This is a genomic window from Streptomyces sp. Q2, assembly GCF_056820935.1.
On record NZ_JBXEJE010000089.1, the window covers coordinates 1 to 15,354 of the forward strand.

Genomic DNA, 15,354 nt, shown 5'->3' on the forward strand with positions numbered 1-15,354 from the left:
CCCGTGCCCCGACACGTTTTCCCCGCACGGACGTACCCCCTTCCGGGTTCCGATCGTTGGGCTTTTCGGGCGTGACCACGCATTCGCGTACAAGCCGGAACTCCCTCTGCCCAGCGCCCGGAGGACCACCCATGAGCACACCGAGCCTCGCCTCGGGCCCCGAAGGCCCCCACGCCCTGCGGCCCCTGCTCGACACCGTGCTTCACGCACTGCACGACGGCACCCGAGCACGCGGCGGCCCCCTGCCCGCCGGCGGCCCCCAAGCGGTCGCCGCCCGCCTACGCGACACCGTGGGCGACGTCCTGCACGACGAGGGCGACCCCGACGCGCTACGACTCCTCGTCCACGCACTCGCCGAAGGCTCCGCCGACCCCGCCGACCCCCGATGCGCCGCCCACCTGCACTGCCCGCCCCTCGCCGTCGCCACCGCCGCCGACCTCGCCGCCTGTGCCCTCAACCCCTCCCTGGACTCCTGGGACCAGGCCCCCGCCGCAACGGAACTCGAAGCACTGGTGACCCAGGCCCTCGCCCGGCAAGCCGGCGCCGCCGACGCACTCGTCACCACCGGCGGCACCGAATCCAACCAACTCGCCCTCCTCCTCGCCCGCGAAACCCACGGCCCCGGCCTGCGCCTCCTCCACGGCGCCAACGCCCACCACTCCCTGCCCCGCGCCGCCTGGCTCCTCGGCCTGCCCGACCCCGTCGTCATCCCCGCACCCACCGGCACCCTCGACCCCGCCGCCCTCGACGAAGCCCTCACCCACCACCCCGGCCCCCGCGGATCCCTCCTCGTAGCCGCCACCGCCGGCACCACCGACGCCGGCCTCATCGACCCCCTCCCCGACATCGCCGCCCTGTGCCGCGCCCACCACGCCCGCCTGCACATCGACGCCGCCTACGGCGCAGGCCTCCTCTTCAGCGACCGGCACCGCGCCAAACTCACCGGCCTCGACGCCGCCGACACCATCACCCTCGACCTGCACAAACTCGGCTGGCAGCCCATCGCCGCCGGCCTCCTCACCGTCAAGAACCCCCACGACCTCGCCGCCCTCGACCAGCGCGCCGACTACCTCAACGCCGACGACGACACCCAGGCCGGCCTGCCCGACCTCCTGGGCCGCTCCCTGCGCACCAGCCGCCGCCCCGACGCCCTCAAGATCGCCGTCACCCTCAAAACCCTCGGCCGCACCGGCCTCGGCGCCCTCGTCGACCAGGTCTGCGACCACGCCCACACCTTCGCCGCCCTGGTCCACGACCACCCCGGCTTCGAACTCCACGACCGGCCCACCATCAGCACGGTCCTCTTCCGGCCCACCGGCGCCACCGACGACGCCGTCGCCGCCGTACGCCGACAACTCCTCACCCAGGGCCGAGCCGTCCTCGGCCGCGCCCGCCTCGACGGCCGGCTCTGGCTCAAGGCCACCCTCCTCAACCCCCACATCCGGCCCGACGACCTCGCCGGCCTGCTGCAACTCGTGGAAGGAACCACACCCCGATGAGCCCGACACCCCACCCCCCACACCACGCACCCGACCCACCCCGCGACCTCGTCGGCATCGGCATCGGCCCCTTCAACCTCTCCCTCGCCGCCCTCGCCCACCCCCTCACCGAACTCGACACCGTCTTCTACGAACAACGCCCCGCCTTCGACTGGCACCGCGGCCTCCTCATCGACGGCGCCACCATCCAAGTCCCCTTCCTCGCCGACCTGGTGACCCTCGCCGACCCCACCAGCCCCTGGACCTTCCTCAACTACCTCAAGGCCCGCGAAAGACTCTTCCCCTTCTACTTCGCCGAGCGCTTCCACATCCAACGCGCCGAGTACGACGCCTACTGCCGCTGGGTCTCGGAGAACCTCCCCGCCCTCCGCTTCGGCCACCAGGCCGACGCCGTCCGCTGGAACCCCGACCGCGACCTCTTCGAAGTCGACTTCACCCAGCTCGACGCGGACGGAGAAGCCGAAGCCCTCGGACGGACCTACACCAGGAACATCGTCCTCGGCATCGGCACCGAGCCCTACGTGCCAGAGCCCCTCAAGCCCCTCGTCGAAGCCCCCACCGTGCCCGTCGTCCACTCCGCCGACTACCTCGACCACCGCGACACGATCCTCACCGCCGGCCACGTCACCGTCGTCGGCTCAGGACAGTCCGGCGCCGAGATCTTCCTCGACCTGCTCCGCCACCGCCCCGCCGGCCGCGAAAACCTCCACTGGCTCGGCCGCAGCGAAGCCTTCGCACCCATGGAGTACTCCAAACTCGGCCTGGAACACTTCACCCCCGACTACACCCGCTACTTCCACGCCCTCACCGAAAACGTCCGCGACCACCTCACCACCACCCAATGGCAGCTCCACAAGGGCATCGACGCCGACACCATCGCCGCCATCCACGACGAGCTCTACCGCCGCACCCTGCACGGCGGCTGGCCCGACGCCGTCCTCACCCCCGGCGTCCGCGTCCGCACCGCCGGCCGCATCGCCACCACCAAAATCGAACTCCACCTCGAACACATCCAGCAGAACACCCGCTCACGCCTCACCACCGACGCCGTCGTCCTCGCCACCGGCCACCGCGAACGCCCCCTCGACCGCATCCTCGCCGGCCTCGACCCCTACCTGCGCCGCGACAACCGCGAACGCCCCCGCGTCGACGAACGGTTCCGCCTCGTCCTCGACCCCTCCGTCACCGGCACCGCATACGTCCAGAACGCCGAACGCCACACTCACGGCATCGGCACCCCCGACCTCGGCCTCGCCGCCTGGCGCAGCGCGACCATCCTCAACACCCTGACCGGAAAAGACCCCTACCCACTGCCGACCCGCACCGCCTTCACCACCTTCGGCCTCGAACCACACCCACCACGCCTCCCACACGCACGCCGGCCCGACAGAGCCCTCACACCCCTCGTCGACTGACGGCCCCGCTCCACCCTCGGCCCCCACCGCGGCACCCTCCACGAGGGCTACGACACCGACACCGGCCAGACCACCCGCCGCGCCGGCAACGCCCCCCTCCTCGGCAACACCCACCCCTTCGACGCCGTCATCGACATCGCCGCCGCCGTCGCGGACCCCGACCCACCCGACCGGATCCGCGACGACCACACCAGCGGCGACCGCCTCCACGTCAACGACGCCGGCGCCAAACCCATCGCCGACGCCGTGGACCTCACCCCGCTGAACCCCTGATGCCGGAACTCCTAGAAGACCGGCGTACCACCCCGCGTCAGCCTCCAGTCCACCGACGCGAAGTCCTTCGGGTCCAGCACACCCTTCGCCGTCACCCACTCCGAGATCCGCGTCCGGATCTCCGTCGACTCCGCCCACAACTCCGGCGCCGACGCCACATGCGGGAACGCACCACCACCATTGGCCCGGTAGTTGTTCACCGCCAGCACGAACTGCTGGGCGTCAGCCAGCACGGCACCGCCGTACGACAGGTTCTTGATCCGCGAACCCGCCGCCTCCGCGATGTCGATCTCGTACGTCAACCCCGACACGTAGTCGTAGTTGTAATCCGGACGACCACCGGCGTTCGTCAACTTCTCCACGTCGACCACCGCACCCGCCGCCGTCCGCACGAAGTACTCCGCCGAGTACTCCAGGTACGCCCTGATCTGCGCACCCGTCATCAACTTCGCCACCAGCGTGTTGTCGTACACATACAGGCTCGACAGATCCCGGATCGTCACCTCGCCGGCCGGAATCTCCGAGGTACGCGAGAACGGCGACGCCTGCGCGATCACCGGCACCGACGCGTACTCCGTACCCACCAGAGCCGCCCTGACCACGTCCTCCTGCACCTTCGTGATCAGGTCGATGATCGGCGCGTCCTTGTACCGCGCCTCCACCGTCGTCAACGTCTCCGTCGCCGTACCGACCACCTGGTTCACATAAGCCACGACCACGTCGTGATCGTCCTTCAGCAACTTCGTGATCTCCGGATCGTCCGCGACCGCGTTCGAGTTACGCACCGACGCCGACACCGACTCGACCGCCCAACGCCCCTTCGCGAAAACCAACTCGAAGTCGAACAGCGACAGCCGCTCCGCATACGCCAACGGCTCCGACAACACCACCGTCTTGCCGGTCTTCTCGTTCGTGACCAACAGCTCCGGAATCTCCACATGCGCGTGCCCGACCAGAATCGCGTCGATCCCCGGCACCTGCTGCGCCACCAACGCCGCCGAGTTCTCCACATACGGCAACTGGTCACCGTACGACGACGTGCCCGACGAACCCGAGTGCGCCGACACCACCACCACGTCCGCACCCATCGACCGCAGCTTCGGCACCCACTTCGCTGCCTGCTCCTCAAGCCCCGGGAACGTCAACCTGCCCTGCACATACGCCTTGTCCCAGATCGCGATCCCCGGATTCGTCAGCCCCAGCACCGCCACCCTCACCGGCGGAGCACCCTTCACCCGGAACGTCTTCATGAAGTACGGCGGGAAAGCCGGCCGCAGCGTCTTCGCGTCCAGCGCGTTCGCCCCCAGCAGCGGAAAATCACACTGCTCCTCGAACTTGCGCAGCGTCTCGATGCCGTAGTTGAACTCGTGGTTGCCCAGCGCCACCGCGTCATACCCGATGGCATTCATCGCCGCCGCCATCGGATGCACCGGACCACCCTCGGCGGTGATCGGATCCACCTTCGCGTAGTAGTACGTCAGCGGCGTGCCCTGGATCGTGTCGCCCGCGTCCAGCAGCAGCGTGTTGCCACGGCCCTTCTCCTTACGGACCTGGTTCACCAGCGTCGACACCCGCGCCAGACCCTGCGCGTTGCCCTTGGCGTCCGTGTACTCCGCGTCCTTGAAGTAGTCCCAGTTGAAGATGTGACCGTGCAGGTCGGTCGTCCCCATCACCGTCAGCGAATACCGCTTCGCCGGCCTGGAGCCCAGCTTCGCCTCCGCGGCCTCCGCCGCCGGAGCCGCCACCGCACTCGCCAACGCGACACCCGCACCGGTCACAGCGGACTTCTTCAGGAACTTCCGACGGTTCAACGGCATGTCTGGATCTCCTCGGGGAACGGTCAACAACGCGCGTAGATTCTGACCCGGACATGCCGCACCGCAATAGACCCCACAGGTTTCGATCTGGTGACCAGCCAGGGCGTCAAACAGGTGACAACTGACAGAGTGGGACGTATGACCCCACCACCCGAGGAGCCCCAACCCGCCGTCCCCTACGGCACCCCCGACGCACCCCGCATCGCCGTCCGCGGCGAAGCACGCCTCGAAGTCGACCCCGAAATCGCCCGCATCGGCGTCACCGTCGCCTCCCGCGGCAAAGACCGCCGAGCCGCCCTCGACGACCTCACCCGCCGCAACACCGCCGCCCTCGACCTCATCAAAACCTACGGCGAAGCAGTGGAACGACTGGAGACCGGCTCCTTCTCCATCACCCCACAACTCAAAGACGGCCGCGGCGAACGCATCCACGCCTACCACGGCCGCGTCCACATCACCGCCGAACTCACCGACTTCACCGCCCTCGGCGAACTCACCACCCGCCTCGCCGACCTCGACCTCACCCGCGTCACCGGCCCCTGGTGGGCCCTGCGCCCCGACTCACCCGCCCACCGGCAAGCCCGACAGCAGGCCGTACGAGAAGCCGTCCAACGCGCCAGGGAATACGCCGAAGCACTCGGGACCTCACTGGCCGCCCTGGTCGAGCTCGCCGACATCGGCGCCGAAAGCGCCCCGCCGGCCTACCCCGCCGCCCCGAGCGGCGCCCGGATGCGCTCAGCGGCCTACGCCGCCGAGGAAACCGCCGCCGCCCCCCTCGACCTCGAACCCCAACGCCAACGCGTCCAGGCCCAGGTCAACGCACGCTTCACCATGGCCCCACCACAGCTGTAAAAGAAATGGTCATAAGAATGCGCCGGGGGTGCCCGCAAATGCTCATCGGAGCACCCCGGCGCACAATTCAACACTTGTCAAGAACGCTTCACCAAAAGCTCGTTGAGTAGCCACCCGCCACCAATTCCCTACCCACCGGTAAGCTCTAGGCTCGAAACATGCGCCGAGCAAAAATCGTCTGCACCCTGGGCCCCGCCACCGACACGTACGACCAGATCAAAGGACTGGTCGACGCCGGAATGGACGTCGCCCGATTCAACCTCAGCCACGGCTCCCACGCCGAACACGAGGAGCGCTACCACCGAGTACGAAAGGCCTCCGACGAGACCGGCCACAGCGTCGGCACCGTCGCCGACCTACAAGGCCCGAAGATCCGCCTCGGCCACTTCACCGAAGGACCCGTACTCCTCGAACGCGGCGACACCTTCACCATCACCGTGGAGGAAGGCGCCGAAGGCGACCGCCTGACCTGCGGAACCACATACTCCGGCCTCGCCACCGACGTCACCCCCGGCGAACACATCCTCGTCGACGACGGCAAAGTCTGCCTCCAAGTCACCACCATCGACGGCCCCCGCGTCCACACCACAGTCGTCGAGGGAGGCGTGATCTCCGACCACAAGGGACTCAACCTCCCCGGCGTCGCCGTCTCCGTCCCCGCCCTCTCCGACAAAGACGAAGCCGACCTCCGCTGGGCCCTGCGCACCGGCTTCGACGTCATCGCCCTCTCCTTCGTCCGCACCGGCCGCGACATCGACGACGTCCACCGCATCATGGACGAAGAAGGCCGCCGCCTCCCCGTCATCGCCAAAGTCGAAAAACCCCAGGCCGTCGACGCCATCGACGACATCATCGCCGCCTTCGACGGCATCATGGTCGCCCGAGGCGACCTGGGCGTCGAAATGCCACTGGAACAAGTCCCACTCGTCCAAAAGCGCGCAATCAAACTCGCCAAGCGCAACGCCAAACCGGTCATCGTCGCCACCCAAATGCTCGACTCGATGATCGACAACTCCCGCCCCACAAGGGCCGAAGCCAGCGACGTGGCCAACGCGGTCATCGACGGCACGGACGCGGTGATGCTGTCCGGCGAGACCAGCGTCGGCAAATACCCCATCGAGACGGTCAAGACCATGGCGAAGATCGTCGAAGCGGCCGAGGAAGACCTCCTCGCCAAGGGCCTCCCGCCCCTCACCGAACACAACAAACCCCGCACACAGGGCGGCGCGGTCGCCCGAGCGGCGGCGGAAATGGGCGACTTTCTAGGCGCCAAGTTCCTCGTCGCCTTCACCCAGTCCGGCGACACCGTCCGCCGCCTGTCGCGCTACCGCTCACCGATCCCGCTCCTGGCCTTCACGCCGGAACCCGCGACTCGCTCCCAGCTCAGCCTCACGTGGGGCGTGGAGACGTTCCTCGGCCCCGAGGCCGACTCCACCGACGCCATGGTCGACCAGGTGGACGAGATGCTGCTGAAGTACGGCCGCTGCGAGCAGGGCGACACCGTGGTCATCACGGCCGGCTCCCCGCCGGGAGTCTCGGGCTCGACGAACCTGGTGCGGGTGCACCACATCGGAGAGGACGACGGTCGCAAGTAGGCGGGTGCAGGGCCCCTCTTCAAGAGGGGCCCAATTCAGTGCTTGGGGCCTACGTGGGTGTCCATGAGGGCGACCGAGGCTTTGCGGGCGATCGAGATGTTGCAGGCATTCGCCTGCTTCCACTCGACGCCCACGTGGTCCAGGGCCTTGGTGAAGAGACGGATGATGTCGCTCGACCGGTTGGTGAAGAAGTACCGGGGGTATTCGTAGCGCTTGCGCTCACCGGCGACGAGGCGAGTGGTCCAGTTGGTGATCCGGCACCCGTCGGAGTGGATGAGGCCGCGGATGAACTCCCAAGGGTGGGCATCGACGATGGCTTGCTGCCAGGGTTCGAGGGCGATGGTGCGGTCGTGCTTCTTGCCGGGGCCGTGCTGAGGGAAGAGGCGGGGCCAGTGTGGGGAGTAGCTCGTCACCATTGTGCAGCCCTCCCGCTGAAGGGCATACACACCAATGCCGGGGCGCACCTTCGTGAGGGTTTCACGGCACTGCTGGATAAGACCGGGCCATGCATCGGCGCACGCGATGCGGAGGTAATAGCCGCTGCGTGGGTGTGCGCTGATACAGCCGTCGCCGAGATAGAGGCCCAGCAGGTAGGCGTACGCGCGTTCATCCGCGGGCGGACCGGGGTCCGGAGGCGCAATGCGAGGCAAGGGCTCAAGTCGGTCCTGCCAAGCACGAATCGCGGCCCGTGAGATGCTCGTCTCTCGGCTGACGGAATTCAGGCTGCGCCCTTGAGCAACCAGCGAGAGCGCTCGCTTGCGTGTGCTGACGTCGTACATGTGGCCACTCTGTGAGAGTGATCCCGACGACATGCAGCAAAAAGCGGATGTTCACGAGAACGTGGACATCCGCTTTCGATTGGGTTCCTTCGAATCGAAGGTTAAGTGCCCCGGGTGGGACTCGAACCCACACTGAATACCTTTTGAGGGTATCGTCTCTGCCGATTGGACTACCGGAGCCTCTTCGAACCGAAGGTTAGTCTATCCCCTCGGTGCATCAAACATACAGGAGCTAGGTAGGCTCAGGGCAAGCAGTGACCTGCCCCGTACCAAGGAGCCCCCGTGACCGCCCCCGAGTCGCCCCAGCCCGTAGACGCGCCAGACGACGACAAGTCGCACGTGCCTCCGCTGACGACCCGTGTCGTCATCGCCGAGGACGAGGCGCTGATTCGCCTCGACCTCAAAGAGATGCTGGAGGAAGAGGGCTACAGCGTCGTGGGCGAGGCCGGTGATGGTGAGCAGGCCGTCGAGCTTGCTCGCGAGCACAAGCCGGACCTCGTGATCCTCGATGTGAAGATGCCGAAGCTGGACGGGATCTCCGCCGCGGAGAAGATCGCCGAGGAGCGCATCGCCCCGGTGCTGATGCTGACCGCCTTCTCGCAGCGCGATCTCGTCGAGCGTGCCCGGGATGCCGGTGCGATGGCGTATCTGGTGAAGCCGTTCAGCAAGAGTGATGTCGTGCCGGCGATCGAGATGGCGGTGTCGCGTTTCACGGAGTTGCGGGAGCTGGAGAACGAGGTCGCGGATCTCACTCTGCGTCTGGAGACGCGGAAGCTGGTGGACCGTGCGAAGTCGATTCTTCAGACGGAGTACGGGTTGACCGAGCCGGCGGCGTTCCGTTGGATTCAGAAGACGTCGATGGATCGTCGGATGTCGATGCAGCAGGTCGCCGAGGCGGTCATTCAGGACGCTGACGAGAAGAAGAACGGCAAGGGCTGATACGCCTTCGCGTCACATGCGACGAGGCCCGCGTCCCGGATTCGGGGGCGCGGGCCTCGTCGTGTAGGCAGGTCGACAGCGTGTCCTAGTCCTCGCCGAGGTAGGCCTTGCGGACCGACTCGTCGTGCAGCAGGTGTTCGCCGGTGCCGGAGACGACGATGCTGCCGACCTCCATGACGTGTCCCTGGTCGGCCAGGGAGAGTGCGGCTTGGGCGTTCTGCTCGACGAGGAGGATCGTCGTGCCGGTGGACTTGAGTTCGGCGATGGTGGCCATGATCTTCTGCATCATGATGGGGGACAGGCCCATGGAGGGTTCGTCCAGCATCAGGAGCTTCGGTCGGGACATCAGGGCGCGGCCCATGGCCAGCATTTGCTGTTCGCCGCCGGAGAGGGTTCCGGCGGCTTGCCTGCGGCGTTCTCCGAGGATGGGGAAGAGGTCGTAGGCGCGTTGGATGTCCTTCTCGATGCCTTCCTTGTCCTTCCTGAGGAAGGCGCCGAGTTGGAGGTTCTCGGCGATGGTGAGGCGGGGGAAGATGTGGCGGCCTTCGGGGGAGTGGGCCAGTCCGAGGGAGACGATCTTGTGGGCGGGGATGCCGGTGAGGGGCTTGCCGTCGAAGATGATCTTTCCGGAGGCCGGCTTGAGGAGGCCCGAGAGGGTGCGCAGGGTGGTGGTCTTGCCGGCGCCGTTGGTGCCGATGAGGGTGACGACCTGGCCGGCTTCGACGCTGAAGGAGATGCCCTTGACGGCTTCGATCTTGCCGTAGGCGACCCGGAGGTCTTCGACCTCTAGCAGTGCGGTCACTGGGCTTCTCCCTTGGTGCTGGTGGTGCTCTGCGCGTCGGTTCCGGCCTCCACTGCGGCGATTTCCGCGGCTTCGGCTTCGCCGGGCTCGCCCTCGAACGGTTCGCCGAGGTATGCGGCGATGACGCGTTCGTCGGCCTGGACGACGGCGGAGGTGCCTTCGACGAGCTTTTCGCCCTGGACGAGGACGGCGACGCGGTCGCACAGGTTGAAGATGAAGCGCATGTCGTGCTCGATGACGAGGACGGCGATGCCCTTGTCGCGGATGGCGAAGACGAGTTCTTCGGTGGCTCGCGTCTCCTGGGGGTTCATGCCGGCGGTGGGTTCGTCGAGCAGGAGCAGGCCGGGCTCGGAGGCCAGGGCGCGGGCGATCTCGAGCTTGCGCTGTTCGCCGTAGGGGAGGTTCCTGGCGAGGTGGTCGCGCTTGTGGGCGAGGCCGATGAACTCCAGGAGTTCCATGGCGCGTTCTTCGCTGGCCTTTTCGGCTTTCTTGAAGCCGGGGCCGCGCAGGAGGGCGGACCAGAGGCCTTCTTTTGTGCGGGTGTGGCGGCCGACGAGGACGTTTTCCAGGACCGTCATGTTGGCGAACAGGCGGATGTTCTGGAAGGTGCGGGCGATGCCTGCCTGGGTGACGAGGTGGGGCTTGGGTGGGAGGACGGTTCCTTTGTAGGAGACCGTGCCTTCGGTGGGGATGTAGAGGCCCGTCAGGCAGTTGAAGAAGGTGGTCTTTCCGGCGCCGTTGGGGCCGATGAGGCCGACGATCTCGCCGGTGTTGACGGTGAAGTCGACGGAGCGTACGGCGGTGAGGCCGCCGAAGCGCATGGTGACGTCGCGGGCTTCGAGTACTGGTGTCGTCATGTCGGTCACGCCCCCGCCTTGGTGACGGCCGGTTCGTCGGTCAGCGTCGTTTGTTGTGGTACGTCGAGTTGGCCGGTTTCGTGGAATTCCAGTTGGTTGCGTCGGTTGGCGATGATGCCTTCGGGGCGGAAGCGCATCAGGAGGATGAGCGCGATGCCGAAGGCGAGCAGCGACTTGTCCTGGAGGAAGACCAGCTTCTCGGGGAGCAGGTAGAGCAGTGCGGCGCCGAGGATGGGGCCTGCGACCGTGCCCATGCCGCCGAGGACGACTGCGGCGAGGAGGAAGGCCGAGTTGGGTGGTGTGGAGCCGGCGAACTGGTACGGCGTCGGGACGACGCTGTAGGTGACGTGGGCGCTGACGGTGCCGGCGAGGCCGGCGAGGGAGGCGCCGAGGGCGAAGGCGATGAGCTTGACGCGGAAGCCGTTGATGCCCATGGCGGTGGCGGCGGTCTCGTCTTCGCGGATGGCGATCCAGGAGCGGCCGATGCGGGAGTCGGCGGCGCGGGTGTACACCAGGACGACGATCGCCATGATGAGGACCATCAGCAGGTAGTAGTTGGCGAAGCGGCCGAGGGTGAAGCCGGCGACGTCGTGTGCTTCGCCCATGTTGAAGCCGAAGAAGCTGAGGTCGGGGATGGACGGGATGCCGTTGGGCCCGTTGGTGATGTCGGGTCCGGAGACGCCGTCCATGTTGTTGACGGCGATGCGGAAGATTTCTCCGAAGCCGAGGGTGACGATGGCGAGGTAGTCGCCGCGCAGTCGCAGGGTGGGGGCGCCGATCAGGACGCCGAAGATGAGGCTGGCGGCGGCGCCGGTGAGGGCTGCGGCCCAGAAGGGGAACTGGACGCCGGAGAAGGTGGAGAACTCGGAGCCGGAGACGAGGGCGGCGGTGTAGGCGCCGACGCCGAGGAAGGCGACGTATCCGAGGTCGAGGAGGCCGGCGAGGCCGACGACGATGTTGAGGCCGAGGGCGACGGTCCCGAAGATCAGGATGTTGACGCCGATGTTGGCGTAGTGGTCGTCGGTCTGGGTGAAGGGGAACGCGATGGCCGCGAGGAAGCCCATGGCGAGCGTGAAGCTGCGGTTGTGGGCGACGATGCGGGAGAAGCGGTCCATGAGGCCTGCGGTGTGCATGGCCCAGGTGAAGAAGACGACGACGATGAGGTAGCCGATGAAGAGTTCGCCGTACTCGGTGTCGATGCCGTAGGTGAAGACGGCGAGGCCGAGGATGGTGGCGAGGGTGATGACGGCGCGTTCCAGCCAGGGGGTGAGGGGCTGGGGTGCGGGGATCGCGTCGGGCTTGGTGATGTAGGCCTTGAGGCTTTCCTTGGTGCTGTCCTGGCCGATGCCTTCTTGGGGGAGGGCGAAGGCGCCGATGACGGGCAGCAGGGAGGCGATGGCCGCGATCCAGGCGCCGGGTTCGTAGTTGACGACGCCGCCGAGTTTTCCGGCGATGGCGATGACGGTGAACCAGGTGGTGCCGAAGCCGCCGAGGGCGGCGAGGGTGAGGGGTGCGTTGTTGCGGGCGGGCAGGAGCCAGCCGAGGCCGCGGACGCCGTAGAGGGCGAGGGCGAAGAGGGTGGTGATGAGGCCGGCGGTGAAGGTGAGCCATTGCAGGCCGCCGGGGTAGCCGTTGATGGTGAGGTCGCCGGGGAACTCGGAGGTCCAGGTCCAGGCGAGGAAGGCGGAGGCGGCGGTGGCTATGCCGCCGGCGAGGAGGAGGCCGCGGGCGGCGGCTTCCGGGAGCGGGATGAGGCCGCGGGTGGCGGTGGTGGTTTTGGTGGTGTCGGTCATCGTGATCACGCCCTGTCCGCGACGCGTTCGCCGAGTAGGCCTTGTGGCCTCACGAGGAGGACGATGATGAGGAGGGCGAAGGCCCAGACGTTGGCCCAGCCCTGGCCGCCGAGTTGCTGCATGCCGGGGATGCCGTCGATGTAGGCGGAGGCGAGGGTTTCGGCGATGCCGAGGACGATGCCGCCGAGCATGGCGCCGTAGATGTTGCCGATGCCGCCGAGGACGGCGGCGGTGAACGCCTTGAGGCCCATGAGGAAGCCCATGCGGTAGTCGATGTTGCCGTACTTGAGGCCGTAGGCGACGGCGGCCACGGCGGCGAAGAAGCCGCCGATCGCGAAGGCGATGACGATGATGCGGTTGGTGTCGATGCCCATGAGCTGTGCGGTGTCCGGGTCCTGCGCGGTGGCCTGCATGGCGCGGCCGGTGCGGCTCTTGCGGACGAAGAAGGCGAGGCCGGACATGCAGATGATCGCGGCGGCGATCAGGAAGATGTCGGCGTCCTTGATGGTGATGGAGCCGATGTCGTGGGTGGCGTCGAGGCCGGGGAAGGCGCGGGCGCGGTCGGCGTCGGGGTAGAAGTTGCGGACGACCTCCTGGAGCGCCAGGGAGAGGCCGATGGCGGTGATGAGCGGTGCTAGCCGTGGTGCTCCGCGCAGTGGTCGGTAGGCGAACCGTTCCGCTCCGACGGCGATGAGGATGGCGACGATGCCGCCGCCTATCAGCATCAGGGGCACGGCGATGGCCATCGCTGTGCCGTCGGGGAGGATGTAGAAGTAGACCGTGAGGGCGCCGAAGGCCCCGGTCATGAAGATTTCGCCGTGCGCGAAGTTGATGAGCTGGACGATGCCGTACACCATCGTGTAGCCGATGGCGATGAGCCCGTACATCGAGCCTAGGAGCAGCCCGTTGGCCAGCTGCTGCGGCAGGGTGTTCACCGCATGGCCTCCATGTCGCTGGTGGTCGTGTGCACTGGTTTGCGTGCAGGGGTCTGGGTGTGGGAACGGGCCGCGCGGTCGGGGTCCCCTTCCGCGCGGCCCGTGGTGAGGTGTGCTGAGGGCCTGGGCTTAGCCGAGGTCGGCGGTGCCGGTCTCGACAGCCTTCCACGCACCCTTTTCGACCTGGTACACCGTGAGCTGCTTGTTGGTGGTGTCGCCGTACTGGTCGAAGGCGACCTTGCCGCTGATGCCTTCGAAGTCGGACTTCTGGACGCCTTCGACGACGCTGGAGCGCAGCTTGTTGATGTCGGAGGGGACCTTGCCGTCGTTGGCGTCCACGGCGGCCTTCACGGCCTTGATGATGGCGGTGGTGGCGTCGTAGGAGTAGGCACCGTAGGCGCCGTAGTCACCCTTGTAGCCCTTGGCCTTGTACGTCTCGATGAACGTCTTGGCGGCGGGCAGGGTGTCGGCGGGGACGCCGACGGAGGTGACGAGGTCGCCTTCGGAGGAGGCGCCGGCGGTCTCGATGTAGGTGGAGGCGAACATGCCGTCGCCGCCGAACAGCGGGATCTTGACGCCGCCGTCCTTCATCTGCTTGGTGATGAGCGCGGACTCGTCGTACTGGCCGCCGTAGTAGAGCAGGTCGGCGCCGGAGTTCTTGATCTTGGTGACGAGGGAACCGAAGTCCTTGTCGCCGGTGTTGACGTGGTCGGTGGCGACCACGGTGCCGCCGAGCTTCTTGAACTGCTCGTTGAAGATCTTCGCCAGGCCGGCGCCGTAGGTCTGCTTGTCGTCGACGACAAACGCCTTCTTCTTCTTGAGCTTGTTGTAGGCGTAGCCGGCGGCGAAGCTGCCCTGCAGTTCGTCGGTGGTGGCGGTGCGGAAGTACGTGGGGTACGGCCGCTTCTTGTCCGTCTGCCAGTTCTTGCCCTGGGTCAGCTCGGGGTTGGTGTTCGAGGGGGAGATCTGGACCATGTCGGCGGAGGCGAACACCTGCTGCATGGTCTGGGCGACGCCGGAGTTCAGGGGGCCGACGGCGCCGACGACGGTCTTGTCGCCGACGAGGGCCGTGGCGTTGGACTGGCCGGTGGCGGGCTGGGCCTTGTCGTCCAGGGCCTTGATCTTGAACTTGACTCCGGGCACCAGGTTGTTCTTGTTGGCGTCGTCGACGGCGATCTGGGAGCCGTACTGGATGCCGAGGCCTGTGGTGGAGTTCTCACCGGAGAGCGGGGCGTCCACGCCGATCGTCAGCGTGGTGGAGTCGCCGTTGTCGCCACTGTCGCCGCTGTCGTCACGGGAGCCGCAGGCGGTGAGCGTCAGAGCTCCAGTCGCGAGGACGGAGGTAAGTATCACCATGGAACGTCGCACAATCAGTCCTTTCCGCAGTCACTGCCATCCCTGTGGGGGCGGCGGGTGCCGCGCTGGTACCGAACTCCCGATGGAGCGGTGACTGGCCGTGACTCTAAGCCCGGTCCGTGGGCAGGGGCATCGTCGTAGGCTGGCTTGTGACTTTCTTGTTATGACGTGATGGAGGGCGAAGTTCGAGGAAGGGGGCTCTCGGCCGGTTTGGCGGAGTTTCTGTTCAGTCCGCATTCTGAGAACGTGCACTTCCGCTTGGCCGTGGGGGTGAGTCGTGCGGGGAGCGGGGCTAGGGCGGTGCGGAGTGGCTCGGGGAGGGCGTGGGAGAACGCGCTGGCGGGGGTGGGGCGGTGGCGCGTATTGCGCGTATGTTACGCAGCGTTACGTTTCGTTGGGGGTCGGGGCCGGGGGGGGGGGGGGGGGGGGGGGGGGGGGGGGG

The 15,354-nt window shown here is 67.3% G+C and carries 12 protein-coding genes and 1 tRNA gene; 5 read left to right on the forward strand and 8 right to left on the reverse strand.

Annotation, left to right across the window (positions count from 1 at the left end; all coding sequences use genetic code 11):
• Window positions 1-131: 131 nt before the first annotated feature.
• The gene (locus tag ACWBNA_RS47235) at window positions 132-1,499 is read left to right on the forward strand and encodes a pyridoxal phosphate-dependent decarboxylase family protein (RefSeq protein ID WP_482710783.1); all 1,368 of its coding nucleotides are present in this window, start codon (window positions 132-134) and stop codon (window positions 1,497-1,499) included.
• Entirely contained in the window at window positions 1,496-2,914 is a 1,419-nt protein-coding gene (locus ACWBNA_RS47240; protein WP_482710784.1) for a lysine N(6)-hydroxylase/L-ornithine N(5)-oxygenase family protein, read from the forward strand. Before ACWBNA_RS47235 ends, ACWBNA_RS47240 begins: the two co-directional genes overlap by 4 nt.
• A gap of 284 nt (window positions 2,915-3,198) precedes the next feature.
• Here ACWBNA_RS47240 and ACWBNA_RS47245 read toward each other — a convergent pair whose 3' ends face one another.
• Window positions 3,199-5,004, reverse strand: coding sequence for a bifunctional metallophosphatase/5'-nucleotidase (locus tag ACWBNA_RS47245; protein ID WP_482710792.1), 1,806 nt, complete (start codon window positions 5,002-5,004; stop codon window positions 3,199-3,201).
• Window positions 5,005-5,142: 138 nt separating this feature from the next.
• Between ACWBNA_RS47245 and ACWBNA_RS47250 the strand changes: the two genes are divergently transcribed.
• Together ACWBNA_RS47250 and pyk are read left to right on the forward strand one after the other, a co-directional pair.
• Complete coding sequence (locus ACWBNA_RS47250; protein WP_482710785.1) at window positions 5,143-5,856, forward strand: SIMPL domain-containing protein; 714 nt, start codon at window positions 5,143-5,145, stop codon at window positions 5,854-5,856.
• 158 nt (window positions 5,857-6,014) lie between these two features.
• Window positions 6,015-7,451 carry a pyruvate kinase gene (gene pyk, locus ACWBNA_RS47255; RefSeq protein ID WP_482710786.1) on the forward strand — a complete coding sequence of 479 codons (1,437 nt, stop codon included), beginning with the start codon at window positions 6,015-6,017 and terminating at the stop codon, window positions 7,449-7,451.
• Between the two features lie 35 nt (window positions 7,452-7,486).
• Here pyk and ACWBNA_RS47260 read toward each other — a convergent pair whose 3' ends face one another.
• Window positions 7,487-8,230 carry a helix-turn-helix domain-containing protein gene (locus ACWBNA_RS47260; RefSeq protein ID WP_482710787.1) on the reverse strand — a complete coding sequence of 248 codons (744 nt, stop codon included), beginning with the start codon at window positions 8,228-8,230 and terminating at the stop codon, window positions 7,487-7,489.
• A 106-nt stretch (window positions 8,231-8,336) separates the two neighbouring features.
• Window positions 8,337-8,410 (reverse strand) — tRNA-Leu (locus ACWBNA_RS47265).
• Window positions 8,411-8,512: 102 nt separating this feature from the next.
• On the opposite strand from ACWBNA_RS47265, the gene ACWBNA_RS47270 reads away from it, so the two are divergent.
• Complete coding sequence (locus ACWBNA_RS47270) at window positions 8,513-9,169, forward strand: ANTAR domain-containing response regulator (RefSeq protein ID WP_053748470.1); 657 nt, start codon at window positions 8,513-8,515, stop codon at window positions 9,167-9,169.
• An 85-nt stretch (window positions 9,170-9,254) separates the two neighbouring features.
• On the opposite strand, the gene ACWBNA_RS47275 is transcribed toward ACWBNA_RS47270, so the two are convergent.
• From ACWBNA_RS47275 to ACWBNA_RS47295, 5 genes are all read right to left on the reverse strand, one after another.
• Entirely contained in the window at window positions 9,255-9,971 is a 717-nt protein-coding gene (locus ACWBNA_RS47275; protein ID WP_482710788.1) for an ABC transporter ATP-binding protein, read from the reverse strand.
• The gene (locus tag ACWBNA_RS47280; RefSeq protein ID WP_482710793.1) at window positions 9,968-10,828 is read right to left on the reverse strand and encodes an ABC transporter ATP-binding protein; all 861 of its coding nucleotides are present in this window, start codon (window positions 10,826-10,828) and stop codon (window positions 9,968-9,970) included. The genes ACWBNA_RS47275 and ACWBNA_RS47280 overlap by 4 nt, the downstream gene beginning before the upstream one ends.
• A 5-nt stretch (window positions 10,829-10,833) precedes the next feature.
• Window positions 10,834-12,621, reverse strand: a complete 1,788-nt coding sequence (locus tag ACWBNA_RS47285; RefSeq protein WP_482710789.1) for a branched-chain amino acid ABC transporter permease — start codon at window positions 12,619-12,621, stop codon at window positions 10,834-10,836.
• A gap of 5 nt (window positions 12,622-12,626) precedes the next feature.
• A complete protein-coding gene (locus ACWBNA_RS47290; RefSeq protein ID WP_482710790.1) occupies window positions 12,627-13,556 on the reverse strand; it encodes a branched-chain amino acid ABC transporter permease in 930 nt (309 codons plus the stop codon).
• A 129-nt stretch (window positions 13,557-13,685) separates the two neighbouring features.
• On the reverse strand, window positions 13,686-14,912 hold the full coding sequence (locus ACWBNA_RS47295) for a branched-chain amino acid ABC transporter substrate-binding protein (RefSeq protein ID WP_482710791.1): 1,227 nt from the start codon (window positions 14,910-14,912) through the stop codon (window positions 13,686-13,688).
• Window positions 14,913-15,354 lie beyond the last annotated feature (442 nt).

Bases quoted from the DNA above. Each gene is read 5' to 3' on its own strand.
- ACWBNA_RS47235 (WP_482710783.1), top strand. From the start codon at position 132: ATGAGCACACCGAGCCTCGCCTCGGGCCCCGAAGGCCCCCACGCCCTG.
- ACWBNA_RS47240 (WP_482710784.1), top strand. From the start codon at position 1,496: ATGAGCCCGACACCCCACCCCCCACACCACGCACCCGACCCACCCCGC.
- ACWBNA_RS47245 (WP_482710792.1), bottom strand. From the start codon at position 5,004: ATGCCGTTGAACCGTCGGAAGTTCCTGAAGAAGTCCGCTGTGACCGGT.
- ACWBNA_RS47250 (WP_482710785.1), top strand. From the start codon at position 5,143: ATGACCCCACCACCCGAGGAGCCCCAACCCGCCGTCCCCTACGGCACC.
- pyk (WP_482710786.1), top strand. From the start codon at position 6,015: ATGCGCCGAGCAAAAATCGTCTGCACCCTGGGCCCCGCCACCGACACG.
- ACWBNA_RS47260 (WP_482710787.1), bottom strand. From the start codon at position 8,230: ATGTACGACGTCAGCACACGCAAGCGAGCGCTCTCGCTGGTTGCTCAA.
- ACWBNA_RS47280 (WP_482710793.1), bottom strand. From the start codon at position 10,828: ATGACGACACCAGTACTCGAAGCCCGCGACGTCACCATGCGCTTCGGC.
- ACWBNA_RS47285 (WP_482710789.1), bottom strand. From the start codon at position 12,621: ATGACCGACACCACCAAAACCACCACCGCCACCCGCGGCCTCATCCCG.
- ACWBNA_RS47295 (WP_482710791.1), bottom strand. From the start codon at position 14,912: ATGGTGATACTTACCTCCGTCCTCGCGACTGGAGCTCTGACGCTCACC.